The sequence below is a fragment of the Enterobacter huaxiensis genome, assembly GCF_003594935.2.
Classification (GTDB): domain Bacteria; phylum Pseudomonadota; class Gammaproteobacteria; order Enterobacterales; family Enterobacteriaceae; genus Enterobacter; species Enterobacter huaxiensis.
Map to the genome: position 1 here is coordinate 2,855,779 of NZ_CP043342.1, position 23,105 is coordinate 2,878,883.

Sequence of the window (23,105 nt, forward strand, 5' to 3'; positions counted from 1 at the left end):
CCCCCTCATTTCTTAACGTCAGGTTTTCCGATGAAACGTGTTTCTCAACTGACCGCGCTGGCCCTGCTCTGCGGCCTCGCCTCATTTCCCTCTCTGGCTGCTGATATGCCCCACACGCTCACGCTGGCTCAGCTCCAGGCACAGCACGGCGCGGTGATTGATACCCGCGTCAGCGCGTTTTACAACGGCTGGCCGCAAACGCTCAGCGCGTCTTCCGGCCACGAACCTGCCGCCCTCAACCTCTCCGCAACCTGGCTTAGCGCGATGAGCGATGAACAGATCGGCACCTGGGCAAAACAGCATCAGCTCACGACGGATACGGCAATCGCCCTCTATGGCAGCGATGCTGATAATCAGGCGGTCAAAGCGCGTCTGGAAAAAGCGGGCTACGCCCGCGTTTCACGTCTCAGCGACGCCCTGCAGGTACCCGACCGTCTGCAGCGTTTGCCGCATTTCGAACAGCTTGTTTATCCCCAGTGGATCCACCAGCTGCAGCAGGGCAAGCAGGTAACGGCGGCCCCGGCGGGCAGCTGGAAGGTGATTGAAGCCGCCTGGGGCGCGCCGAAGTTTTACCTGCTCAGCCATATTCCGGGCGCAGGCTACATCGACACCAACGAGGTGGAGAGCGAACCGCTGTGGAACAAGGTTTCTGACGACAAGCTGAAAGCGCTGCTGGCGAAGCACGGGATCCGCCACGATACCACCGTCATTCTGTACGGTCGCGACGTGTATGCCGCCGCGCGCGTGGCGCAGATTATGCTCTACGCGGGCGTGAAGGATGTCCGTATTCTTGATGGCGGCTGGAAGGCATGGTCCGACGCGAACCTGCCGGTCGAACGCGGTACGCCTGAGAAGGTGAAGCCGGCGCCGGACTTCGGCGCCCCGATCCCCGGACAGCCGCAGCTGATGGTGGATATGGAGCAGGCTCGCGGCATGCTGCACCGTCAGGATGCCTCGCTGGTCAGCATCCGCTCGTGGCCGGAGTTTATCGGTGAAACCAGCGGCTACAGCTACATCAAGCCAAAAGGCGAAATCGCCGGGGCGCGCTGGGGCCACGCGGGCAGCGACGCGACCCACATGGAAGATTTCCACAACCCGGACGGCACCATGCGCAGCGCCGCGGATATTGCCGCCATGTGGAAAACGTGGAACATCCTGCCGGAGCAGCACGTCGCGTTTTACTGCGGCACCGGCTGGCGCGCGTCTGAAACCTTCATGTACGCCCGCGCGATGGGCTGGCAGAACGTCGCGGTCTATGACGGCGGCTGGTATGAGTGGAGCAGCCATCCGCAAAATCCCGTTTCAACCGGCGCGCGCGGGCCAGAATCGTCGCGTTAAGCGCTGAGCGACTTCAGCATCACGTAACCGCTCCAGATGCGCGTTGTGGTGGTCAACCAGCACAACGCGCCAAACACCCACGCAAGGAGCGCGAAGTGCGCCGGAAACAGGCAGCACAGCACAAACAGCGCGATGGTCTCCGTTCCCTCCGTTAGCCCGCCGATGTAGTAAAAGGACTTGTGCGCATAGCCGGGGTTATTAATATCATGCTTCGCCGCCAGCGCCGCAAAGGCCAGAAAACTGCTGCCGGTGCCGATAAACGCAAACAGCAGCCAGGCCGCGGCCAGCGCATTCTCTGCAGGTGCTGCCAGCGCAAAGCCAAACGGCACCAGCGCGTAAAACAGAAAATCGAGCGCGATATCGAGAAAGCCCCCCGCGTCGGTCAGACCTCGGCGCCGTGCGAGCGCGCCGTCCAGGCCATCGAGCAGCCGGTTCAATACAATCGCCGCCAGCGCTGCCGGATACCAGCCCAGCGCCAGAAACGGCAGCGCCAGCACCCCGATGGCAAACCCCGCAAGCGTGAGTCCATCCGGCGAAATGCCCGGCTTATCCAGCATCGTGGCCAGCCGGTGAAGCGCGGGCTTGAGGCGCGGATGCAGGTGACGGTCAAGCATGCGGTTTATCCTTAAACGTGGCGCACAGCCCCTGAGCCGGAATGTCGAGCGCGGCGTTAAAGCGCGCGGAGAGGTTCTGGAACGCAATTAGCGCCGTCATTTCGGTAATCGCGTCATCCGTAAAGTGTCGCTTCATCTCCCTTTTGATGGCCTCGTCTACCTGCGGCGGCGTAGCGGTAACCGCCTCTGCATAGGCCAGCGCGGCACGCTCCTCCTCGCTGAACAACGTGCAATGGCGCCACGCGCTGACGGCCTGCACCTTATCCAGCGCGCCCGAGCGTTCGGCAAGGCGCAGGCTGTTGGCATCAACGCAGAATGCGCAGTGGCAGAGCTGCGAGACTCGCGTCATCAGCAGCGAGCGCAGCACGGGGGAAAGACGTGCTTTTCTTCGCTCCAGAAAACCCACGAACAGCGCCACCAGCCAGAACAGACGCGGCATACGCCCCCACCAGCGCGTCGGGTTGAGCACCGCACCGAAGCGTTTTTGCTGCATGGCGGCAATCGGTTTTAGGCTGGCGGGCACGGATTCGAGGGGCGTTACCCAGGCGTATGTCTCTTTCACCTGATTCTCCTGATGGCTGGACTCTTTGAAAGGGCACGATAATATGTCGTTTTTCGCTATCAATTATTGACGACCATGCTGAAAACACTCGATGTCGTTGCCGCCATCATCGAAAAAGACGACAAAATTTTACTGGCCCAGCGCCCTGCCCATGCCGATCAGCCCGGCATGTGGGAGTTTGCAGGCGGGAAGGTCGAAGCCGGGGAAACGCAGCCCGAAGCGCTAATACGCGAGCTGCGCGAAGAGCTGGGTATTGATGCGGAACCTGCGCAATACGTCGCAAGCCACCAGCGTGAGGTATCGCAGCGGTTAATCAACCTGCACGCCTGGCATGTTTCCCACTTTAACGGGGAGTTAACGGCGCACTACCACAGCGCCCTGGTGTGGTGTACGCCCGAAGAGGCCTTTGGGTATAATTTAGCCCCTGCTGATATTCCGCTGCTAAAAGCCTTTATTCTTTTACGCGACGCCAGACCAGCGGGTTGGTGCTGATGGTGCGTTCATCGCGCTGGCACTGTAATAACACGCCGTCCGCTTTTACCACCGCCCCTTCCGAGTAGTTCTGATCCTGATAGATGCAGCACTGATTACACGGCTGCGCGCGCTGGCCGCTGGAGCTAAAGACCTCCGGCGGCACATTCACCTCCACGTCGGGGCGAAGGCGATCGGCCTGGGCGCCCGCGGTAAACATCAAACATAGCGCGGTCATCACAATTCGGTTCATAAACGTGTCTTCCAGTTGTGTCCTGATACTGAATATAACGGTAAACCGGAGCGGAACCTTTAATTTGTTTCATCATCGCTTTTAGTTATGACGAACGCCCGCTCATTAATTTCCCTTTCGGCATAAATTTCTGCTTGCCTCACAAAGCGGTGCGGGTGGTATAGTCAAAAAAACAGCATAAATCGCATACACAATATCCCGACATTATTATAAGAGGTTCTTATATCTATGGATCAGACACGCTCTCTGGAAAGCTTCCTTGCCCATGTTCAGCAGCGCGACCCGCACCAAAGCGAGTTTGCCCAGGCCGTACGTGAAGTGATGACCACCCTGTGGCCCTTCCTGGAACAAAACCCGCGTTACCGTCAGATGTCGCTGCTTGAGCGCCTGGTCGAGCCAGAGCGTGTGATCCAGTTCCGCGTGGCCTGGGTAGACGATCGCAACCAGGTCCAGGTCAACCGCGCGTGGCGCGTGCAGTTTAACTCGGCCATTGGACCGTTTAAGGGCGGCATGCGTTTCCACCCGTCCGTGAACCTTTCTATTCTGAAATTCCTCGGCTTCGAGCAGACGTTCAAAAACGCCCTCACCACCCTGCCAATGGGCGGCGGTAAAGGCGGCAGCGATTTCGACCCGAAAGGCAAAAGCGAAGGCGAAGTGATGCGCTTCTGCCAGGCGCTGGTTACCGAACTTTATCGCCACCTCGGTCCGGACACCGACGTTCCTGCCGGTGATATCGGCGTGGGCGGGCGTGAAGTGGGCTTTATGGCCGGGATGATGAAAAAGCTCTCTAACAACAGCGCCTGCGTCTTTACCGGCAAAGGCCTGTCGTTCGGCGGCAGCCTGATACGCCCGGAGGCGACGGGTTACGGTCTGGTCTACTTTACCGAGGCGATGCTCAAGCGCCATGGTCTGGGCTTCGAGGGAATGCGCGTGGCGGTCTCCGGCTCCGGTAACGTGGCGCAGTACGCCATCGAAAAAGCGATGCAGTTTGGCGCGCGCGTGGTCACCGCGTCGGACTCCAGCGGCACCGTGGTGGATGAAGCCGGCTTTACGGCAGAGAAACTGGCGCGCCTGTGCGAAATCAAGGCCAGCCGCGACGGCCGCGTGGCGGATTACGCCCGCGAATTTGGCTTAACCTATCTGGAAGGCAAGCAGCCGTGGGCGGTGCCGGTGGATATCGCCCTGCCGTGCGCGACCCAGAACGAGCTGGACGTGGAGGCGGCCCGCACGCTTATTGCCAACGGCGTGAAGGCGGTAGCGGAAGGGGCAAACATGCCAACCACCATTGAAGCAACCGATCTCTTCCTGGAGGCGGGCGTGCTGTTTGCGCCGGGCAAAGCGGCAAACGCGGGCGGCGTAGCAACCTCAGGCCTGGAGATGGCGCAAAACGCCGCGCGTATGGGCTGGAAGGCGGAGAAAGTGGATGCGCGTCTGCACCACATCATGCTGGATATTCACCATGCCTGCGTGGAGTACGGGGGTGGAGCGTCACAGACCAACTACGTGCGCGGCGCAAATATCGCCGGGTTCGTGAAGGTAGCGGATGCGATGATTGGGCAGGGCGTGATTTAAGTTTTCGCTACATTCTCGCCCCTGTAGGCCCGGTAAGCGTTAGCGCCACCGGGCTTTTTTCAGGCCGCAGAGCTGCTTTTCGCCGGGTGGCGGCTTCGCCTTACCCGGCCAACTGTTTAAGAGGCTGCCGCACTCTTTTTCTTTTTAAACGGTTTTTTCGTGCCGCCGCCGGGTGCCACCATTCCTCTGAACGTCTTCACCGGCGTACTGCGCGCCTGATCGATCAGCTGATAAAGCGTGCCTACCAGCGGCTGCATAAAGTCCTGGTAGCGGCACTGCTTTTCGCTAATTTGCGTCAATATCGACTCCCAGTGCGCCGTCATGTCCGGCCTGGCGGCCAGCTCCGGCAAAGAGTGGATCAGCGCCCGGCCCGGTTCCGTTGAATGGATGTAGCGTCCCTTTTTCTCCAGGAAGCCACGCTTAAAGAGCAGTTCGATGATCCCCGCGCGGGTTGCCTCCGTTCCCAGACCGTCGGTGGCGCGCAGGATCTTCTTCAGATCTTTATCCTGAACAAACCGGGCGATCCCGGTCATTGCCGACAGCAGCGTTGCGTCGGTAAAGTGACGCGGGGGCTGGGTCTGACGTTCAACCACTTCGCCCTTCTCGCACAGCAGTTCGTCATCTTTGGCGACCACCGGCAGCGGCGTGCCGTCGTTCTCCTCGTCGCGCTCTTTGTTGCCCAGCAGCGTGCGCCAGCCCGCTTCGGCAAGAAAACGCGCTTTGGCGACAAACTTACCTTTGGCAATCTCAAGCTCAATGACGCACTTGCGGAACACCGCGTCCGGGCAGAACTGCATCAGGTACTGCCGGGCGACCAGGTTGTACACCTTCGCTTCGTTGTCGGTCAGGTTGACGTTGCCGGCGCGCGCCGTCGGGATAATCGCATGGTGGGCATCGACTTTTTTTTCGTCCCAGCAGCGGTTGCGGGTATCCGGGTTCACGGCGGGCTGCGGAAGCAGATCCGGCGCGTGCACGCCGATGGCGTTCATCACCGAGTGGCGTCCGGCAAAATGCTCTTCCGGCAGGTAGCGGCTGTCCGAACGCGGGTAGGTAATCAGCTTGTGGGTTTCGTAGAGCTTCTGGCAAATATCCAGCACGTTCTGCGCGCTCAGCCCAAACTTTTTGGCCGCCTCTATCTGCAGCGCCGAAAGCGAGAACGGCAGCGGCGCGGGTTCTGATTCCCGTTTATCGTTATAGCTGGTGACGATAGCGGGCTGGCCGGTAATGCGGTTAACCACGTGATCGGCAAGCGGACGGTGGAGCAGCCGCCCCTCTTCATCCTGATACGATTCGCAGGCGTCGCTCGGCTGCCAGACGGCGGTGAAGCGCTCGTCTTTTGGCGTGACGATATGCGCCTTCACTTCAAAGAAATCTTTGGCGACGAAGTTCTCAATCTCTTCATCGCGACGCACCACCAGCCCGAGCACCGGCGTCTGGACGCGGCCCACGGAGAGCACGCCCTGGTAGCCCGCGTTGCGCCCGAGAATGGTGTAGGCGCGGGTCATGTTGATGCCGTACAGCCAGTCCGCGCGCGCGCGCGCCAGCGCGGAAACGCACAGCGGAATAAACTCGCTGTTGGAACGCAGGCGCGAAATCGCCCGCTCGACCGCCTGCGGGTTGAGGTCGTTGATCAGGCAGCGCTGCACCTGCTGGCGCTTTTCCGGGGCCAGCTCAAGATAGTCCAGCACTTCATCCACCAGCAGCTGCCCTTCCCTGTCCGGGTCACCCGCGTGGATGACTTCAGCCGCTTCATGGAGGAAGCGCTTGATCACGTTGAGTTGTTTGGTCACGGACGGCCGCGGCTGCAGGCGCCACTTTTCCGGCACGATGGGCAGATCGTTCAGGTTCCAGCGGGCGTAGCGGCTGTCGTAGACGTCCGGCTGCGCCTGCTCAAGCAGGTGACCGATACACCAGGTGACCACCTGCCCGTTACCGCATTCGATAAAGCCGTCACCTTTGCGATGCGGCTTCGGCAGCACGTCGGCGATGGCCCGGGCCAGGCTCGGCTTTTCGGCAATAAACAACCGCATCGAATTAACGGATCTCAATCATCGGACGGCCGCCGCGGGCGGTGACCAGCTCGCCGATCGCCGTCAGGGTGATGCCGAACTCGGCGGCGGTCGCCTGAACCTCGGCTTCAGACTCCGGCGTGACCGCCAGCAGCAGGCCGCCGGAGGTTTGCGGATCGCACAGCAGGCTGCGCCACGCTTCTGGCATCTCGCCCATCAGGTGACCGTAGCTGGCAAAGTTGCGCTGGGTGCCGCCCGGCACCGCGCCCTGGGCAATGTAGTCTTCCACGCCCGGCAGCTTCGGCACGTCCTGATACCAGACCTGCGCCTGCACGCCCGCGCCCTGACACACTTCGCTCAGGTGGCCCAGCAGGCCAAAACCGGTGACGTCGGTCATCGCCTTCACGCCGTCGATATTGGCAAAGGCCGCGCCCGCCAGGTTCATCTGACACATCACCTCCGTCGCCAGGCCCACGTGCTCTGGTTTCAGCAGGGATTTTTTCTCAGCGGTGGTGAGTACGCCAATGCCCAGCGGCTTGGTGAGGAACAGCTTGCAGCCCGCCTGCGCGGTGCTGTTGCGCTTCACGCGCTCGGTTGGCACCACGCCCGTCACCGCCAGCCCAAAGATTGGCTCCGGTGCATCAATAGAGTGACCACCGGCCAGGGCAATCCCCGCCTGCTGGCAGGCGAAGCGCCCGCCTTCAATCACGTCGCGGGCGATTTCCGGCGGGATGGTGTTGATTGGCCAGCCCAGAATAGCAATCGCCATAATCGGCTTACCGCCCATTGCGAAGATATCGCTGATGGCGTTAGTGGCCGCGATGCGCCCGAAGTCAAACGGGTTGTCGACAATCGGCATAAAGAAGTCGGTGGTGCTGATAATGCTGGTGCCGTTACCTAAGTCATAAACCGCCGCATCGTCACGCGTTTCGTTACCGACAAGCAGGTTCGGGTCGACAAACTTCGCCTGTTCGCTGTGCAGGATGGTTTCCAGCACTTTAGGGGAAATTTTACAACCGCAACCGGCTCCGTGGCTGTACTGCGTTAAACGAATGGTTTGCTCGCTCATGGACGTCTCCTGTCATCTCAATCGCGCTATGGTAGCGCTCATTCCGTAAAGAGGTAAGTATGGCTGTCTGAATTCTGCGGCAGATGCTCAGAATCCAGACAGTTTAGCGCGCGTTATCAGAAACGGCTGACGAAAGGCGTGGTGTCCGGCACGCTGATGGTGCTGGAGGCTTTAAGCTGCGGGGTACCAAGGTAGAGGAAACCGACGATTTTATCGTGCTCGCCGCAGGATAATCCGTCGCGCACTGCGGCGCTGTCCGTCAGCGGGCCGGTGCGCCAGATGCCGTTAAAGCCCTGCGCGACGGCGGCCATCTGCATCGCCATTACCGCGCAGCCTGCCGACATCTCCTGCTCCCAGACCGGCACTTTATGATCGGGCTGGCATTTCGCGACGACGGCAACGATCATAGGCGCACGGAACGGCGCGTTACGCGCTTTCTCAACGCCTTTCTCATCCTGACCGGCCGCAACGGCACCTTTTTCCAGCAGCGCGCTAAAACGCTCGCGGCCCTCACCGTCGATGATAAAGAAGTGCCACGGCTGCAGCGTGCCGTGATCGGGCGCGCGCAGGCCGGCGCGCAGAATGTTTTCCAGCTGCTCGCCCGCTGGTGCCGGTTCGGCCAGACGTGAAGCGCTACGACGGTTAACAAGCAGTTCAAGTGCGTCCATTAGTTAACTCCTGTCTTGAAATTTACTCACAAAATTAACACGACAGCAGATTTTGTTACAGCGCGGCAGGCGATTCCTGCTGACAAGTCGCGGTTGGGTCATTACGATAACCCAACATTACCGTCTATCGCGGCGGAAACAGTCATTTTCTGGTTAGGGAGAATACATGCGAACCCTTTGGCGAATCTTTGCCGGTTTCTTTAAATGGACGTGGCGGCTGCTCAATTTCGTCCGCAACCTGGTGATGAATATCTTTTTCATCTTCCTGGTTTTGGTTTGCGTCGGCGTCTGGATGCATATCAGCAGCGCGAACCAGTCGCAGCATTCGACTCGCGGGGCGCTGTTGCTCAACATTACGGGCGTCATCGTTGACAAGCCCTCTTCCAGCAACCGCCTGGGCGTGATTGGCCGTCAGCTGTTTGGCGCAACGTCCGACCGCCTGCAGGAAAACTCCCTGTTTGATATTGTGGATGCCATTCGCCAGGCGAAAGACGATCGCAATATCACGGGCATCGTGCTGGATCTAAAAGATTTTGCCGGTGCCGATCAGCCTTCAATGCAGTACATCGGCAAAGCGCTGCGCGAATTCCGCGACAGCGGTAAGCCCGTGGTTGCGGTGGGCGACAGCTACACCCAGGGGCAATATTACCTGGCGAGCTTTGCCAACAAAATCTGGCTTTCCCCACAGGGTTCCGTCGATCTGCACGGCTTCGCGACGAACGGCCTGTACTACAAATCCCTGCTTGATAAGCTGAAAGTAACGACCCACGTTTTCCGCGTCGGAACCTATAAATCTGCCGTTGAGCCGTTTATCCGCGACGATATGTCCCCTGCCGCCCGCGAAGCGGACAGCCGCTGGATTGGCGAGCTGTGGCAGAACTATCTCGGCACCATTGCGGCTAACCGTCAAATCACCGCTGAGCAGCTCTTCCCCGGCGCGCGCGGCGTGCTGGACGGCCTGCGTAAAGTTGATGGCGATACGGCGAAGTATGCGCTCGACAGCAAACTTGTCGATGCTCTGGGCTCAAGCGCGGATATCGAAAAAGCGCTGACCAAACAGTTCGGCTGGAGCAAAGAAGATAAAAACTACAGCGCCATCAGCATGTATGACTACGCGGCTAAAAAGCCGGATGACAGCGGCGACAGCGTTGCCGTGATATTTGCTAACGGTGCGATCATGGACGGCCAGGAGACGCCGGGGAACGTCGGCGGGGATACAACCGCGTCGCAGATCCGTGACGCTCGCCTGGATCCGAAAGTGAAAGCCATTGTCCTGCGCGTCAACAGCCCGGGCGGCAGCGTCAGCGCTTCCGAAGTGATCCGCGCTGAACTGGCCGCCGCACGCGCCGCCGGCAAGCCGGTAGTGGTGTCGATGGGCGGAATGGCCGCATCCGGCGGGTACTGGATCTCCACGCCTGCGAACTACATCGTGGCGAACCCGAGCACCCTGACCGGCTCAATTGGCATCTTCGGAGTTATCAACACCGTCGAAAACAGCCTGGATTATCTGGGCGTGCATACCGATGGCGTTTCCACTTCGCCGCTGGCAGATGTTTCGGTCACCAAGTCGCTGCCGCCGGAAGTGTCCGAGATGATGCAGCTCAGCATCGAAAACGGCTATAAGCGCTTTATCACCCTGGTGGCGGACTCCCGTAAAAAGACGCCAGAGCAGATCGACCAGATTGCTCAGGGCCACGTCTGGACCGGGCAGGATGCGAAAAACAACGGGCTGGTTGATAGCCTGGGTGACTTCGATGACGCCGTGAAGAAAGCGGCCGAGCTGGCGAAGCTTAAACAGTGGCACGTTGACTATTATCAGGACGAACCCACGTTCTTCGATATGGTGATGGACAGCCTGTCCGGTTCGGTCAGCGCCATGCTGCCGGAGGCCGTGCAGGCCTATCTGCCTGCCCCGGTTGCGACCGCTGCAAAAGCGATGAAAGCCGAGAGCGACAAGCTGGCCGCCTTTAACGATCCACAAAGCCGTTATGCGTTTTGCCTGACCTGCGCTAACGTCCGTTAAAACCCGTCCCCTCATCCCGCGATGAGGGGATTTTTCTTTGAAGCACAAGAACTCACTATCATGCAGAAGAAATCAATTTACGTCGCCTATACCGGCGGTACCATCGGTATGCAGCGTTCTGAAAATGGCTATATCCCCGTCTCTGGTCACCTGCAGCGTCAGCTTGCACTGATGCCTGAATTCCACCGCCAGGAGATGCCGGACTTTACCATCCACGAGTATGAACCGCTGATGGACTCCTCCGACATGACGCCGGAAGACTGGCAGCACATAGCGGATGATATCAAGGCACATTACGACCAGTACGACGGCTTCGTGATCCTGCATGGTACGGACACCATGGCGTTTACCGCGTCGGCCCTCTCCTTCATGCTGGAGAACCTGGGCAAGCCCGTCATCGTCACCGGCTCGCAGATCCCGCTGGCGGAACTGCGCTCGGACGGGCAGATTAACCTGCTCAACTCCCTGTACGTGGCGGCCAATTATCCGATCAACGAAGTCTCGCTGTTCTTCAACAATCGTCTGTACCGCGGCAACCGCACCACCAAAGCCCACGCCGACGGTTTTGACGCCTTCGCCTCGCCAAACCTGCAGCCGCTGCTGGAGGCCGGTATTCATATTCGTCGTCTGGGAACCCCTCCTGCGCCGAGTACCGCAGGCGAGCTGATTGTTCACCCGATCACCCCGCAGCCGATTGGCGTGGTCACCATCTACCCCGGGATCTCCGCTGACGTCGTGCGTAACTTCCTGCGCCAGCCGGTGAAAGCCCTGATTTTACGTTCATACGGCGTCGGTAATGCCCCGCAGAACGGTGAGTTTCTGAAAGAGCTTCAGGAGGCGAGCGATCGCGGCATTGTGGTGGTTAACCTGACGCAGTGTATGTCTGGCAAGGTCAATATGGGGGGCTATGCCACCGGAAACGCGCTGGCGCACGCGGGGGTCATTAGCGGTTTCGATATGACCGTCGAGGCGACGTTGACTAAACTTCACTATTTACTGAGTCAGGACCTGGACATTCAGTCCATTCGCAGCGCCATGATGCAAAACCTGCGCGGCGAGCTGACCCCGGACGAATAAGGAGCTCTCATGAAGCAACGCGCCCTGTTACTGGTCGATTTGCAAAATGATTTCTGCGCGGGCGGCGCGCTGGCCGTTGCCGAAGGTGACAGCACGGTAGACGTCGCGAATACGCTGATTGACTGGTGTAAAACACGCGGTGAAGCCGTTGTTGCCAGCCAGGACTGGCACCCTGCCAACCACGGCAGCTTTGCCAGCCAGCACGGCGTTGAGCCTTTCACTCAGGGGGAACTCGACGGACTGGCGCAAACCTTCTGGCCCGATCACTGCGTGCAGCAGACGGAGGGCGCAGAGCTGCATCCGCTGCTGAACCAAAAAGCCCTTGATGCGGTGTTTCACAAAGGAGAGAACCCCGCTATCGACAGCTACAGCGCGTTTTTCGATAACGGACACCGTCAGAAAACCGCGCTGGATGCCTGGTTACGCCACCATGAAGTCATCGAACTGATTGTGCTCGGGCTGGCGACGGATTACTGCGTGAAGTTTACCGTACTCGATGCGCTCCAGCTGGGTTACGCCGTGAGCGTCATCACCGACGGGTGTCGCGGCGTGAACATTCAGCCGCAGGACAGCGCACAGGCGTTTATGGATATGGCGGCCGAGGGTGCAACGCTGTATACGCTCGAAGACTGGCTGGAGACGCAGGCGTAAGCCTTTTTAGCCGGGTGGCGGCTTCGCCTTACCCGGCCTACTTTCTCTGGTTTTGCAGGCCGGGTAAGCGCAGCGCCACCCGGCATTTCGTCCCCAATCCCCATAAAGTGAACTCCCTCGCATCTCAAGCGAAGCGGCAATGCTATTCTTTTCAGGCTGTTTTTTCGCCACGCCTTTACGTGGCGTGGTTACTTTTATTAAGTCAAAGAGGAACATGTATGAAACGTTTGCCGCTGCTGGCAGCATTGCCCTTGCTTTGCGCGTCACTTGCCTCCGCCAATTCTCTGATGTCCGTGGGCTACTTTAACGGAGGGGGCGATGTCACCGCCGGGCCGGGTGGAGACATCAATAAACTCGACGTCCGCCAGATCACCCACCTGAACTACTCGTTTGGCCTCGTCTACAACGATGAGAAAGACGAAACCAATGCCGCGCTGAAGGATCCATCAAAACTGCATCAAATATGGCTGTCGCCAAAAGTGGCGTCCGACCTTGCGCTAATCCCTGTCCTTCGCAAGCAAAATCCGGACCTCAAGGTGCTGCTTTCCGTCGGCGGCTGGGGCGCCCGCGGGTTCTCAGGCGCAGCAGCAACCCCACAGACGCGTGCGGTGTTCATTCGCTCCGCGCAGGAGATTGTCGATAAATACGGCCTGGACGGGATCGATCTCGACTGGGAGTTTCCCGTCAACGGCGCGTGGGGGTTAGTCGCAAGCCAGCCTGCCGACCGGGATAACTTCACCGCGCTGTTGAAGGAAATGCGCGACGCCTTCGGTCAGAAAAAGCTGGTCACCATTGCGGTGGGCGCAAATGCGGAAAGCCCGAAAAGCTGGGTGGACGTCAAAGCAATCGCCCCGCTGCTCGACTACATCAACCTGATGACCTACGACATGGCGTACGGCACACAGTACTTCAACGCCAACCTGTATGACTCCAGCGCCTGGCCGACGGTCGCCGCCGCCGACAAATACAGCATCGACTTTGTGGTGAACAACTATCTTGCTGCTGGCCTGAAGCCACAGCAGATGAACCTCGGGATCGGTTTCTACGGTCGCGTACCGAAACGCTCCGTTGAGCCGGGCATCGACTGGACGAAAGCGGATGCGCAAAAAAACCCGGTGACGCAGCCCTACTTCGGGCCTCAGGAGATTGGGCTGTTCAAATCACTCGGCTATGACCTGACCAAAGATACCTACGTGAAGTACAACGATATCGTGAAAAAATTGCTGAACGACCCGCAGAAACGCTTTACCGAGCACTGGGACGACCAGGCGAAAGTGCCGTGGCTGTCGGTGAATTCTGCCGACGGGAAGGCGCTGTTTGCGATTTCCTATGAGAACCCACGCTCTGTGGCTATCAAAGCGGACTATATCAAAGAGAAAGGTCTTGCCGGAGCGATGTTCTGGGAGTACGGCGCGGACGACGACAATAAGCTAGCGAAGCAGCTGGCGGAGTCGCTCGGGATCCCGCATAAGTAGTAAGACAATCAAGCCCTCTCCCGGTGGGAGAGGGTCGGGTGAGGGCATCAACCCGCACCGTTATTGCATTTTCATCGTCGCAATCGGCTTTGGCGTGATGCCAAACTCTTCTTTCAGCTCACGCTTGCTCTTCATCACCATCTGCCCCTGAGTGTCAATGGTCATGTGCTGCGCGTCAGTATTGTTACGCGCCTGCCAGAGCATCACTAATTGCAGACTGTTCTCTTTTTGATCCGGGGTGAGCGCCACACCGTCAGGCCATTTTCCCAGCTCAACGGCGGTCACCAGACGCTGATAAACTTCCGCTGTCATGCCCGCAATCATGTCATCAATATTCATGATGTCTCCCTTTCAAAGGAATAATTTGCTGAATCGTTTTTTCAACCCTGAGTCTGGTCGCCATTTTCATCGTCGGTGAAGCTCATTGACGCTGAGTTCACGCAGAAACGCTCGCCGGTCGGCTGTGGCCCGTCCGGGAAAACGTGGCCCAGGTGCGCGTCACAGTTTCCGCAACGGATTTCGGTGCGGACCATGCCGTGCGAGGAGTCGGTCAGATAGCGGATCGCGTCATCGCTAACCGGCTCATAAAAGCTCGGCCAGCCGCAGCCGGAATCATATTTTGTTTGCGAATTAAACAACGGGGCATCGCATACCAGACAGTGGTAGACACCGTCTCGCTTATTGTGTAGCAAACGCCCGGTAAATGGCGGTTCAGTACCGTGATTCTGCGTCACGTAAAACTGCATTTCTGTGAGGTTTTTTTTCAAATCATCGGGGTTACGTTGGTTCGACATATGCTTACATCTCGCTGTAGAAACAGACATCTTTTAACCCAGATTCTAACAAAACATTAACACCGGCGCGTGCACTTTTGTTCTAAACTTATGTGTCGCAAAAAGGCGGTCAGGCAATTGTGATCTATTTCACACTTTTATCCTGCGAGGCCTTTAAAATTCCGGGCGCAGCCCCCATGTGGTTGCTAGCTCAAAGGGAAAGTGAGGCGAGTCAGTCGCACAAACGTTAGTCACAGGATTGATTTGTCGCAATGATTGACACGATTCCGCTTGACGCTGCGTAAGGTTTTTGTAATTTTACAGGCAACCTTTTATTCACTAACAAATAGCTGGTGGAATATATGACTATCAAAGTAGGTATCAACGGTTTTGGCCGTATCGGCCGTATTGTTTTCCGTGCTGCTCAGGAACGTTCTGACATCGAAATCGTTGGTATCAACGATCTCCTGGACGCTGAATACATGGCGTACATGCTGAAGTACGACTCAACTCACGGTCGTTTCAACGGCACCGTTGAAGTGAAAGACGGCCACCTGGTTGTTAACGGTAAAACCATCCGCGTTACTGCTGAGAAAGACCCAGCTAACCTGAAATGGAACGAAATCGGTGTTGACGTTGTTGCTGAAGCAACCGGTATCTTCCTGACCGACGAAACCGCGCGTAAACACATCACCGCGGGTGCGAAGAAAGTTGTTCTGACTGGTCCATCCAAAGACAACACGCCTATGTTCGTTAAAGGCGCTAACTTCGAAAAATATGCTGGCCAGGACATCGTTTCCAACGCATCCTGCACCACCAACTGCCTGGCACCACTGGCTAAAGTTATCAACGACAACTTCGGTATCGTTGAAGGCCTGATGACCACCGTTCACGCAACTACCGCTACTCAGAAAACCGTTGATGGCCCGTCTCATAAAGACTGGCGCGGCGGCCGTGGCGCAGCACAGAACATCATCCCATCTTCTACCGGTGCTGCTAAAGCTGTAGGCGTTGTACTGCCAGAGCTGAACGGTAAACTGACGGGTATGGCGTTCCGCGTTCCTACTCCTAACGTTTCCGTAGTTGACCTGACCGTTCGTCTGGAAAAAGCTGCTTCTTATGAAGAAATTAAGAAAGCAATCAAAGCTGCTTCCGAAGGCGCAATGAAAGGCGTTCTGGGCTACACCGAAGACGACGTTGTATCTACCGATTTCAACGGCGAAATCTGCACTTCAGTATTCGATGCTAAAGCTGGTATCGCACTGAACGACAACTTCGTTAAACTGGTTTCCTGGTACGACAACGAAACCGGCTACTCTAACAAAGTACTGGACCTGATCGCTCACATCTCCAAATAAGTTGAGATGAGAATCTGATCCAAAAAGGCGACTTCGGTCGCCTTTTTTATTGCTTCAAGACAGAGGATTGCTTAATGATTAATAAAATTTTTGCACTTCCGGTAGTCGAACAACTTACCCCTGTGCTCTCCCGCCGCCAGATTGACGGTGCTGATGTTATCGTCGTTGACCACCCGCGCGTAAAAGCGTCCGTAGCCCTTAACGGCGCCCACCTGCTCTCCTGGAAACCAGAAGGCGAAGTGGAAGGCCTGTGGCTGAGCAATGCAACCTCCTTTAAGAAAGGTGCCGCAATCCGCGGTGGCGTCCCGATCTGCTGGCCGTGGTTCGGCCCGGCGGCACAGCAGGGTCTGCCTGCACACGGTTTTGCCCGTAATCAACAGTGGACGCTGAAAGCTCACAATGAAGATGATAACGGCGCAGTGCTGACCTTTGAGCTGCAGGCAAATGATGAAACCCGAGCCCTGTGGCCGCACGATTTCACGCTGTACGCCCGCTTTAAGCTGGGTAAAACCTGCGAAATCGAACTGGAAGCGCACGGCGAGTTTGAAACCTCATCCGCCCTGCATACCTATTTCAACGTTGGCGACATCGGCGCGGTAAAAGTGAGCGGCCTCGGCGATACCTTTATCGACAAGGTGGACAACGCCAAAGAAGGGAAACTGAGTGATGGCGTGCAGACCTTCCCGGACCGCACCGACCGCGTGTACCTGCATCCTGAATCCTGCAGCGTGATCCACGACGGCGCGCTGAATCGCACTATCGACGTGGTTCACCATCATCACAGCAACGTCGTAGGCTGGAACCCGGGGCCGGCGCTTTCCGTCAGCATGGCGGACGTTCCTGACGACGGTTACAAAACGTTTGTCTGCGTAGAGACGGCGTGCGTCACTGAACTGCAGAGAGCGAGCGATGAAAAACCCTCTCGCCTGGGGCAGACGATTAAGATTGTGAAGCGCTAAGAGAAAAGCGCCCCTCACACTGGCCCTCTCCCCACAGGGGAGAGGGGATAATCAGTGCATGTTTAAACAACGTCTAACGGGGTTTTCACTTCCGGGGCCGGGAAAGCATTATCTAAAAGGCGTAACTCTTCGCCAGTAAGCGTGATATCTAACGCCGCCGCATTCGCTTTAACGTGTTCAATGGATGCCGCTTTCGGGATGGCCATAACGCCTTTATAACGTATAACCCACGCCAGCAGGATTTGCGCGGCGGTTGCTTCATGGTTACGGGCAATCTCATTGACTACCGGATGGTTCATCAACCCCGTTCGCAAGCGCCCGGCCTGCGCCAGCGGGCAGTAGGCCATCACCGGCATATTTTGCTGCTGACACCAGGGCAGCAGATCGTATTCAATACCGCGCGACGCAAGATGGTACAGCACCTGATTGGTCGCACAGGCAGAGCCGCCCTCCTCACGCCACAGCGCCTGCATGTCGTCGATGTCCAGATTCGACACGCCCCAGCGGCCAATTTTGCCCTGCTGCTGAAGGTTGTTCATCAGCGCGATGGTTTCATCGAGGCCAACGTTCCCGCGCCAGTGCAGCAGGTAAAGGTCAATACGATCGGTGCCCAGACGACGGAGGCTGGCTTCGCACGCTGCCTGCCCTTTCTGGCCGCCCGCATTCCACGGGTACACTTTGGACACCAGATAGACTTTGTCGCGCTGGCCTTTTATCGCCTCGCCGACCACCTCTTCCGCCCCGCCTTCAGCATACATTTCAGCCGTATCGATCAGAGTCAGCCCAAGATCGATGCCCGCACGCAGTGCATTCACCTCGGTTTTACGCTGGCTCGCCTTTTCACCCATATACCAGGTGCCCTGCCCAATCGCGGGGATTGAACGGCTGTTGGAAAATGCCACGGTTTTTACGCTCATATCACTCTCCTGTTTTGTTGCACCACCCTAAAGCAAACGGGGCGCAAGCGCCCCGTTTTCATGCACAGAATGCACTGTAATAATGCACAATCAGAACTTGTAGGTCACACCCACGGAGAAGAGTCCAGACCAGGATTTGTCGACCATCGGGCTGTCTTTGATTTCATCGCTCAGGCGGGTGTAACGGCCGGTGCCGTAGACGCTCCAGTCGCCGAGGAAGTTATAGCTCGCGGTCAGTTCCAGGTATGGATCCCAGCCATCATCAGCGCTGTAGCTGTTCAGGCCGCTACGGCGGGACTCACGCTTAGATACGCCATAGTAATAGTCGTTGTAGTTCTCACTGCTGTACTGCACACCAATACCCGGCGTCAGGGTCAACGCGCCGTTGGTATAACGGTAGAGCCACGCCAGATCCCAGATGAAGCCGTTGCTGTTGTCCAGGGTATCCGCTGCCAGCGCGGTACGCAGGAAGCCGTACTGGGTGTTATGCACGTAAGAAAGACCCGCCATCAGCGAACTTCTGCGCTTGTCCAGCTGGCGAAGCGCGTTGCTGTCGCTGTCGCCTGGCTTAAAGTGCGTCGGATCGTAGTAGGCCATGATGGAGAGTTTATCGGCCGTATCGTTCCACAGATAGTACCCGCCGCCCAGGCCACGGAACCAGAAGTTATCGCCTTCATAGGTGACAACGGGAACGGGATACACATCGCGGTCATACTGCTTGTACGGGCTGTTAATAACCCCCGCGCCCGCGCCAACAGTCCACTGACTTTCCGCCTGTGCGGTGCTAACTGCGGTAGCGGCAAGGATGCCCAATGCCAGAAGTTTGAGTTTGGTCACAATCCATTCTTTCCTGTAGTCAAATAATCAGCGGGTGAAGTGTAACCGTCATTCCCGCACATCCCAAAATTTTTTGCCCGCTAATGAGTTTGATTAACCCGTTATTTTTAACTTTTCAGATGACACCTTGCTTTCAGCTATGTGACCGAAGAATGAAAACGACGCTTCGGCCTTATAACAAGAGTGGCAATTTTTGGATGAGTTATTGATATGTCATTGAAAGTAGATTTTATCGGCATGCAAGTTTTGCAAATGCCATCTACGCTTTAATTTAAGAAGAGATTTTGCTGAACACCCCCGCACTTCTTAGCGTCTGACCTGGCACACAGGTTGCTGCTCTGGCAGTGAGGTGTGAGAAATTCTCTTCCGGGAGCCTCCACTACTCATACGAACGGCTCTTATCCTGTGCTAAAAAACGAAAGGACGGCATGCCATGAATATATTCGATCACTATCGCCAGCGCTATGAAGCTGCCAAGGACGAAGAGTTCACACTGCAGGAGTTTCTTACCATTTGTCGGCAAGATCGCAGTGCCTATGCCAACGCGGCAGAACGGCTATTGATGGCTATTGGTGAACCAAACATGGTTGACACTGCCCTGGAGCCTCGGCTTTCCCGTCTATTTTCGAATCGGGTGGTCGCCCGATATCCCGCGTTTGAAGAGTTCTATGGCATGGAAGATGCCATTGAACAGATTGTCTCCTATCTGAAACATGCTGCGCAGGGTCTGGAAGAGAAGAAACAGATCCTTTATTTACTCGGCCCGGTGGGCGGCGGTAAATCGTCGCTTGCTGAGCGCCTGAAAGCGCTGATGCAGCGCGTGCCGATTTATGTGCTGAGTGCAAACGGCGAGCGCAGCCCGGTGAATGACCATCCGCTGTGCCTGTTTAATCCGCAGGAGGATGCGCAGATTCTGGATAAAGAGTTTGGCATTCCGCACCGCTACCTCGGCACCATTATGTCGCCGTGGGCGGCCAAACGCCTGCACGAGTTTGGCGGGGATATCACCAAATTCCGCGTCGTCAAAGTCTGGCCGTCGATTCTGGAACAGATCGCCATCGCCAAAACGGAACCGGGTGATGAGAACAACCAGGATATTTCTGCGCTGGTCGGTAAGGTGGATATCCGTAAGCTGGAGCACCACGCGCAAAACGATCCGGACGCCTACGGCTATTCCGGCGCGCTGTGCCGCGCAAACCAGGGGATCATGGAATTCGTCGAGATGTTTAAAGCGCCCATTAAGGTGCTGCATCCGCTGCTGACGGCCACCCAGGAAGGGAACTACAACGGGACGGAGGGGATCTCTGCCCTGCCGTTTAACGGCATCATCCTGGCGCACTCGAACGAATCAGAGTGGGTGACTTTCCGTAATAATAAAAACAATGAGGCGTTCCTTGACCGCGTATACATCGTCAAAGTGCCTTATTGCCTGCGGATCTCCGAAGAGATCAAAATTTACGAGAAGCTGCTCAACCACAGTGAGCTGGTGCATGCCCCTTGTGCCCCGGGCACCCTGGAAACGCTGTCACGCTTCTCTATCCTGTCGCGTCTGAAAGAGCCGGAAAACTCCAGCATCTACTCAAAAATGCGCGTCTATGACGGTGAAAGCCTGAAAGATACCGACCCGAAAGCGAAGTCATACCAGGAATACCGGGACTACGCCGGCGTCGACGAGGGGATGAACGGCCTCTCTACCCGCTTTGCATTTAAAATCCTCTCCCGCGTGTTCAACTTTGACCATGCGGAAGTGGCGGCCAACCCGGTACATCTGTTCTACGTGCTGGAGCAGCAAATCGAGCGCGAACAGTTCCCGCAGGAGCTTGCCGAACGCTATCTTGAGTTCCTCAAAGGCTACCTGATCCCGAAATACGCCGAGTTCATCGGCAAAGAGATCCAGACCGCCTATCTGGAATCCTATTCGGAATACGGGCAGAACATCTTCGACCGTTACGTCACCTATGCCGACTTCTGGATCCAGGATCAGGAGTACCGCGACCCGGATACCGGCCAGCTGTTTGACCGGGAATCCCTGAACGCGGAGCTGGAAAAAATCGAGAAGCCTGCCGGTATCAGTAACCCGAAAGACTTCCGTAATGAGATTGTGAACTTTGTCCTGCGCGCCCGCGCGCACAACAACGGACGCAACCCGAACTGGACCAGCTACGAAAAACTGCGCACGGTCATTGAGAAGAAAATGTTCTCTAATACCGAGGAGCTGCTGCCGGTGATTTCGTTTAACGCCAAAACCTCAACCGACGAGCAGAAAAAGCACGACGATTTTGTCGACCGTATGATGGAGAAAGGCTATACCCGCAAACAGGTTCGCCTGCTCTGCGAATGGTATCTGCGCGTGCGTAAATCGTCTTAAAACAAGCGCCCGGTAGCGCTCGCGCTTGCCGGGCCGACAAAATGTCCGGGTACTTACGGACGCTGCAAGTTGGCAAATGCAGTACGGGGGATATATGACCTGGTTTATTGACCGGCGTCTTAACGGCAAAAACAAGAGCACGGTAAACCGCCAGCGCTTCTTGCGTCGTTATAAATCGCAAATTAAACAGTCGATCTCCGAGGCCATCAACAAACGCTCGGTGACCGACGTCGACAGCGGCGAGTCTGTCTCCATCCCTACCGATGACATCAGCGAACCGATGTTTCATCAGGGGCGAGGCGGCCTGCGCCATCGCGTACACCCTGGCAATGACCACTTCGTTCAGAATGACAGAATCGAGCGCCCGCAGGGCGGCGGCGGTTCAGGAAGCGGTCAGGGCCAGGCCAGCCAGGACGGTGAAGGCCAGGATGAATTTGTCTTCCAGATTTCCAAAGACGAATATCTCGACCTGCTCTTCGAAGATCTGGCGCTGCCTAATCTGAAAAAGAACCAGCACCGTCAGCTTAATGAATATAAAACCCATCGCGCGGGCTATACCGCCAACGGCGTGCCCGCCAATATCAGCGTCGTGCGTTCTCTGCAGAACTCGCTGGCGCGCCGTACGGCGATGACCGCAGGGAAACGGCGCGAACTGCGCGAGCTGGAAACCAGCCTTAAGGTCGTGGAGAACACCGAACCGGCGCAGCTGCTGGAAGAGGAGCGTCTGCGAAAAGAGATCGCCGAGCTACGCGCGAAAATCGACCGGGTGCCGTTTATTGACACCTTCGATCTGCGTTACAAGAACTACGAAAAACGTCCCGAGCCCTCCAGCCAGGCGGTCATGTTCTGCCTGATGGACGTCTCCGGCTCGATGGACCAGGCCACCAAGGACATGGCGAAGCGTTTTTATATCCTGCTTTATCTGTTCCTGAGCAGAACCTATAAGAACGTCGAGGTGGTGTATATCCGCCACCATACCCAGGCCAAGGAGGTCGATGAACATGAGTTCTTCTACTCGCAGGAGACCGGCGGGACCATCGTCTCCAGCGCCCTGAAGCTAATGGATGAAGTGGTGAAAGAGCGTTACGACCCGGCGCAGTGGAACATCTATGCCGCGCAGGCGTCGGATGGCGATAACTGGGCCGACGACTCACCGCTGTGTCACGAGATTCTGGCGAAGAAAATTCTGCCGGTGGTGCGTTACTATAGCTATATCGAGATCACGCGCCGCGCGCACCAGACGCTGTGGCGCGAGTATGAACATCTGCAATCCATGTTTGATAACTTTGCGATGCAGCATATTCGCGATCAGGATGATATCTACCCGGTGTTCAGGGAGCTGTTCCACAAACAGTCCAGCGCCAGCAACGCATAACCCAACAGCCAGCGAATTCGCTGGCTGTTTTCTTTCTGCCCCTACCTCTCCGTGCTAATGTAGAGCGCTGCGTACTGACATTTAACAGGGAAAATCGCCATGTCTGAAGAGGTTACCGGGACGGCTACCCACAATAAGCTAATTACCTTACTTACCGAACAGGGCGCGCGGTTTCGCGTGATGGAGCATGAGGCCGTCGGGAAATGTGAAGCGGTAAGTGAATTTCGCGGCACCGCGCTGGGGCAAGGCGCAAAAGCGCTGGTCTGCAAGGTGAAGGGAAACGGCGTTAAAAAACTCGTTCTGGCGATACTGGCGGCCGATCGACAGGCTGACTTAAGCCAGCTGGCAAACCATTTTGGTGGGTTAAAAGCCTCTCTCGCCAGCCCGGCTGAAGTCGATACCCTCACCGCATGCGTGTTTGGCGCTATCCCGCCGTTCAGCTTCCACCCCGACCTGGCGCTGGTTGCCGATCCGCTGCTCTTCGAGCGTTACGACGAAATCGCGTTCAACGCTGGGCTGCTGGAAAAGTCCGTGGTTATGGATACTCAGGATTACCTGCGTATTGCCCGTCCCGAGCTGGTTGTGTTCCGTAAAGACTAAAATGGACGGCTGGCGTGTCCGTCAGCCGTTTTTTTCCAGAAACAGCACTGACAACACCAGAATAACGGCAATGCTTAAAAATGTTGAAGAGATAATCAGCGTTTCAACAAACATTTGATCGTTCATGATGCGATCC

General features: G+C 57.0%; 23 protein-coding genes. 12 read left to right on the forward strand and 11 right to left on the reverse strand.

Annotation, left to right across the window (positions count from 1 at the left end):
- The first annotated feature begins 30 nt into the window (after positions 1-30).
- Complete coding sequence (locus tag D5067_RS13670; RefSeq protein WP_119934599.1) at positions 31-1,338, forward strand: sulfurtransferase; 1,308 nt, start codon at positions 31-33, stop codon at positions 1,336-1,338.
- Here the strand turns inward: D5067_RS13670 and D5067_RS13675 are convergent.
- The gene (locus D5067_RS13675; protein ID WP_119934600.1) at positions 1,335-1,952 is read right to left on the reverse strand and encodes a CDP-alcohol phosphatidyltransferase family protein; all 618 of its coding nucleotides are present in this window, start codon (positions 1,950-1,952) and stop codon (positions 1,335-1,337) included. The genes D5067_RS13670 and D5067_RS13675 overlap by 4 nt on opposite strands.
- Positions 1,945-2,514, reverse strand: a complete 570-nt coding sequence (locus D5067_RS13680; RefSeq protein WP_119934601.1) for a carboxymuconolactone decarboxylase family protein — start codon at positions 2,512-2,514, stop codon at positions 1,945-1,947. The genes D5067_RS13675 and D5067_RS13680 overlap by 8 nt, the downstream gene beginning before the upstream one ends.
- 75 nt (positions 2,515-2,589) lie before the next feature.
- Here D5067_RS13680 and D5067_RS13685 point away from each other — a divergent pair, with 75 nt between their 5' ends.
- A complete protein-coding gene (locus D5067_RS13685) occupies positions 2,590-3,006 on the forward strand; it encodes a pyrimidine (deoxy)nucleoside triphosphate diphosphatase (protein WP_119934602.1) in 417 nt (138 codons plus the stop codon).
- Here D5067_RS13685 and D5067_RS13690 read toward each other — a convergent pair.
- Positions 2,966-3,238, reverse strand: a complete 273-nt coding sequence (locus D5067_RS13690) for a YnjH family protein (RefSeq protein WP_119934603.1) — start codon at positions 3,236-3,238, stop codon at positions 2,966-2,968. The two genes, D5067_RS13685 and D5067_RS13690, sit on opposite strands and share 41 nt — an antisense overlap.
- A gap of 228 nt (positions 3,239-3,466) precedes the next feature.
- Between D5067_RS13690 and gdhA the strand changes: the two genes are divergently transcribed.
- Complete coding sequence (gdhA, locus tag D5067_RS13695) at positions 3,467-4,810, forward strand: NADP-specific glutamate dehydrogenase (protein WP_119934604.1); 1,344 nt, start codon at positions 3,467-3,469, stop codon at positions 4,808-4,810.
- 116 nt (positions 4,811-4,926) lie between these two features.
- Here gdhA and D5067_RS13700 read toward each other — a convergent pair whose 3' ends face one another.
- From D5067_RS13700 to D5067_RS13710, 3 genes are all read right to left on the reverse strand, one after another.
- Positions 4,927-6,840 carry a DNA topoisomerase III gene (locus D5067_RS13700; protein WP_119934605.1) on the reverse strand — a complete coding sequence of 638 codons (1,914 nt, stop codon included), beginning with the start codon at positions 6,838-6,840 and terminating at the stop codon, positions 4,927-4,929.
- A gap of 4 nt (positions 6,841-6,844) precedes the next feature.
- Positions 6,845-7,888 (reverse strand): selenide, water dikinase SelD, encoded by a 1,044-nt coding sequence (gene selD / locus D5067_RS13705; RefSeq protein WP_119934606.1) that lies wholly within the window; start codon positions 7,886-7,888, stop codon positions 6,845-6,847.
- 116 nt (positions 7,889-8,004) lie between these two features.
- Complete coding sequence (locus tag D5067_RS13710; RefSeq protein ID WP_119934607.1) at positions 8,005-8,556, reverse strand: NAD(P)H nitroreductase; 552 nt, start codon at positions 8,554-8,556, stop codon at positions 8,005-8,007.
- Between the two features lie 166 nt (positions 8,557-8,722).
- On the opposite strand from D5067_RS13710, the gene sppA reads away from it, so the two are divergent.
- The 4 genes from sppA (at position 8,723) to chiD (ending at position 13,782) form a co-directional block, all read left to right on the forward strand.
- On the forward strand, positions 8,723-10,579 hold the full coding sequence (gene sppA / locus D5067_RS13715) for a signal peptide peptidase SppA (RefSeq protein WP_119934608.1): 1,857 nt from the start codon (positions 8,723-8,725) through the stop codon (positions 10,577-10,579).
- 60 nt (positions 10,580-10,639) lie between these two features.
- Entirely contained in the window at positions 10,640-11,656 is a 1,017-nt protein-coding gene (ansA, locus tag D5067_RS13720) for an asparaginase (protein ID WP_119934609.1), read from the forward strand.
- A 9-nt stretch (positions 11,657-11,665) separates the two neighbouring features.
- Positions 11,666-12,307 (forward strand): bifunctional nicotinamidase/pyrazinamidase, encoded by a 642-nt coding sequence (pncA, locus tag D5067_RS13725; protein ID WP_119934610.1) that lies wholly within the window; start codon positions 11,666-11,668, stop codon positions 12,305-12,307.
- A 218-nt stretch (positions 12,308-12,525) separates the two neighbouring features.
- Complete coding sequence (gene chiD / locus D5067_RS13730) at positions 12,526-13,782, forward strand: chitinase ChiD (protein ID WP_119934611.1); 1,257 nt, start codon at positions 12,526-12,528, stop codon at positions 13,780-13,782.
- Between the two features lie 60 nt (positions 13,783-13,842).
- On the opposite strand, the gene D5067_RS13735 is transcribed toward chiD, so the two are convergent.
- Complete coding sequence (locus tag D5067_RS13735; protein ID WP_119934612.1) at positions 13,843-14,121, reverse strand: YeaC family protein; 279 nt, start codon at positions 14,119-14,121, stop codon at positions 13,843-13,845.
- Between the two features lie 41 nt (positions 14,122-14,162).
- Positions 14,163-14,576 carry a peptide-methionine (R)-S-oxide reductase MsrB gene (gene msrB / locus D5067_RS13740; RefSeq protein ID WP_119934613.1) on the reverse strand — a complete coding sequence of 138 codons (414 nt, stop codon included), beginning with the start codon at positions 14,574-14,576 and terminating at the stop codon, positions 14,163-14,165.
- Between the two features lie 341 nt (positions 14,577-14,917).
- Between msrB and gapA the strand changes: the two genes are divergently transcribed.
- Both gapA and D5067_RS13750 read left to right on the forward strand, forming a co-directional pair.
- Positions 14,918-15,913 carry a glyceraldehyde-3-phosphate dehydrogenase gene (gapA, locus tag D5067_RS13745; protein ID WP_119934614.1) on the forward strand — a complete coding sequence of 332 codons (996 nt, stop codon included), beginning with the start codon at positions 14,918-14,920 and terminating at the stop codon, positions 15,911-15,913.
- Between the two features lie 74 nt (positions 15,914-15,987).
- Positions 15,988-16,872 carry a D-hexose-6-phosphate mutarotase gene (locus D5067_RS13750; protein WP_119934615.1) on the forward strand — a complete coding sequence of 295 codons (885 nt, stop codon included), beginning with the start codon at positions 15,988-15,990 and terminating at the stop codon, positions 16,870-16,872.
- 62 nt (positions 16,873-16,934) lie between these two features.
- Here D5067_RS13750 and D5067_RS13755 read toward each other — a convergent pair whose 3' ends face one another.
- Together D5067_RS13755 and D5067_RS13760 are read right to left on the reverse strand one after the other, a co-directional pair.
- Positions 16,935-17,789 (reverse strand): aldo/keto reductase, encoded by an 855-nt coding sequence (locus tag D5067_RS13755; protein ID WP_119934616.1) that lies wholly within the window; start codon positions 17,787-17,789, stop codon positions 16,935-16,937.
- Between the two features lie 90 nt (positions 17,790-17,879).
- Entirely contained in the window at positions 17,880-18,626 is a 747-nt protein-coding gene (locus D5067_RS13760) for a MipA/OmpV family protein (protein ID WP_119934617.1), read from the reverse strand.
- A 433-nt stretch (positions 18,627-19,059) separates the two neighbouring features.
- Here D5067_RS13760 and yeaG point away from each other — a divergent pair, with 433 nt between their 5' ends.
- The 3 genes from yeaG (at position 19,060) to D5067_RS13775 (ending at position 22,969) form a co-directional block, all read left to right on the forward strand.
- Entirely contained in the window at positions 19,060-20,994 is a 1,935-nt protein-coding gene (gene yeaG / locus D5067_RS13765) for a protein kinase YeaG (protein ID WP_112009406.1), read from the forward strand.
- A 94-nt stretch (positions 20,995-21,088) separates the two neighbouring features.
- On the forward strand, positions 21,089-22,369 hold the full coding sequence (locus D5067_RS13770) for a YeaH/YhbH family protein (RefSeq protein WP_119934618.1): 1,281 nt from the start codon (positions 21,089-21,091) through the stop codon (positions 22,367-22,369).
- A 99-nt stretch (positions 22,370-22,468) separates the two neighbouring features.
- Entirely contained in the window at positions 22,469-22,969 is a 501-nt protein-coding gene (locus tag D5067_RS13775) for a YbaK/prolyl-tRNA synthetase associated domain-containing protein (RefSeq protein ID WP_119934619.1), read from the forward strand.
- Between the two features lie 21 nt (positions 22,970-22,990).
- Here D5067_RS13775 and yoaI read toward each other — a convergent pair whose 3' ends face one another.
- A complete protein-coding gene (gene yoaI / locus D5067_RS13780) occupies positions 22,991-23,095 on the reverse strand; it encodes a small membrane protein YoaI (RefSeq protein ID WP_235843206.1) in 105 nt (34 codons plus the stop codon).
- Positions 23,096-23,105 lie beyond the last annotated feature (10 nt).

Excerpts from the sequence above, each read along its gene's own strand:
- gdhA (WP_119934604.1), top strand. The coding sequence starts at position 3,467 with ATGGATCAGACACGCTCTCTGGAAAGCTTCCTTGCCCATGTTCAGCAG.
- D5067_RS13685 (WP_119934602.1), top strand. The coding sequence starts at position 2,590 with ATGCTGAAAACACTCGATGTCGTTGCCGCCATCATCGAAAAAGACGAC.
- gapA (WP_119934614.1), top strand. The coding sequence starts at position 14,918 with ATGACTATCAAAGTAGGTATCAACGGTTTTGGCCGTATCGGCCGTATT.
- D5067_RS13700 (WP_119934605.1), bottom strand. The coding sequence starts at position 6,840 with ATGCGGTTGTTTATTGCCGAAAAGCCGAGCCTGGCCCGGGCCATCGCC.
- D5067_RS13755 (WP_119934616.1), bottom strand. The coding sequence starts at position 17,789 with ATGAGCGTAAAAACCGTGGCATTTTCCAACAGCCGTTCAATCCCCGCG.
- D5067_RS13675 (WP_119934600.1), bottom strand. The coding sequence starts at position 1,952 with ATGCTTGACCGTCACCTGCATCCGCGCCTCAAGCCCGCGCTTCACCGG.
- ansA (WP_119934609.1), top strand. The coding sequence starts at position 10,640 with ATGCAGAAGAAATCAATTTACGTCGCCTATACCGGCGGTACCATCGGT.
- selD (WP_119934606.1), bottom strand. The coding sequence starts at position 7,888 with ATGAGCGAGCAAACCATTCGTTTAACGCAGTACAGCCACGGAGCCGGT.
- D5067_RS13750 (WP_119934615.1), top strand. The coding sequence starts at position 15,988 with ATGATTAATAAAATTTTTGCACTTCCGGTAGTCGAACAACTTACCCCT.
- D5067_RS13710 (WP_119934607.1), bottom strand. The coding sequence starts at position 8,556 with ATGGACGCACTTGAACTGCTTGTTAACCGTCGTAGCGCTTCACGTCTG.
- D5067_RS13670 (WP_119934599.1), top strand. The coding sequence starts at position 31 with ATGAAACGTGTTTCTCAACTGACCGCGCTGGCCCTGCTCTGCGGCCTC.
- sppA (WP_119934608.1), top strand. The coding sequence starts at position 8,723 with ATGCGAACCCTTTGGCGAATCTTTGCCGGTTTCTTTAAATGGACGTGG.
- msrB (WP_119934613.1), bottom strand. The coding sequence starts at position 14,576 with ATGTCGAACCAACGTAACCCCGATGATTTGAAAAAAAACCTCACAGAA.
- D5067_RS13690 (WP_119934603.1), bottom strand. The coding sequence starts at position 3,238 with ATGAACCGAATTGTGATGACCGCGCTATGTTTGATGTTTACCGCGGGC.
- pncA (WP_119934610.1), top strand. The coding sequence starts at position 11,666 with ATGAAGCAACGCGCCCTGTTACTGGTCGATTTGCAAAATGATTTCTGC.
- D5067_RS13770 (WP_119934618.1), top strand. The coding sequence starts at position 21,089 with ATGACCTGGTTTATTGACCGGCGTCTTAACGGCAAAAACAAGAGCACG.
- D5067_RS13735 (WP_119934612.1), bottom strand. The coding sequence starts at position 14,121 with ATGAATATTGATGACATGATTGCGGGCATGACAGCGGAAGTTTATCAG.
- D5067_RS13775 (WP_119934619.1), top strand. The coding sequence starts at position 22,469 with ATGTCTGAAGAGGTTACCGGGACGGCTACCCACAATAAGCTAATTACC.
- chiD (WP_119934611.1), top strand. The coding sequence starts at position 12,526 with ATGAAACGTTTGCCGCTGCTGGCAGCATTGCCCTTGCTTTGCGCGTCA.
- yeaG (WP_112009406.1), top strand. The coding sequence starts at position 19,060 with ATGAATATATTCGATCACTATCGCCAGCGCTATGAAGCTGCCAAGGAC.
- yoaI (WP_235843206.1), bottom strand. The coding sequence starts at position 23,095 with ATGAACGATCAAATGTTTGTTGAAACGCTGATTATCTCTTCAACATTT.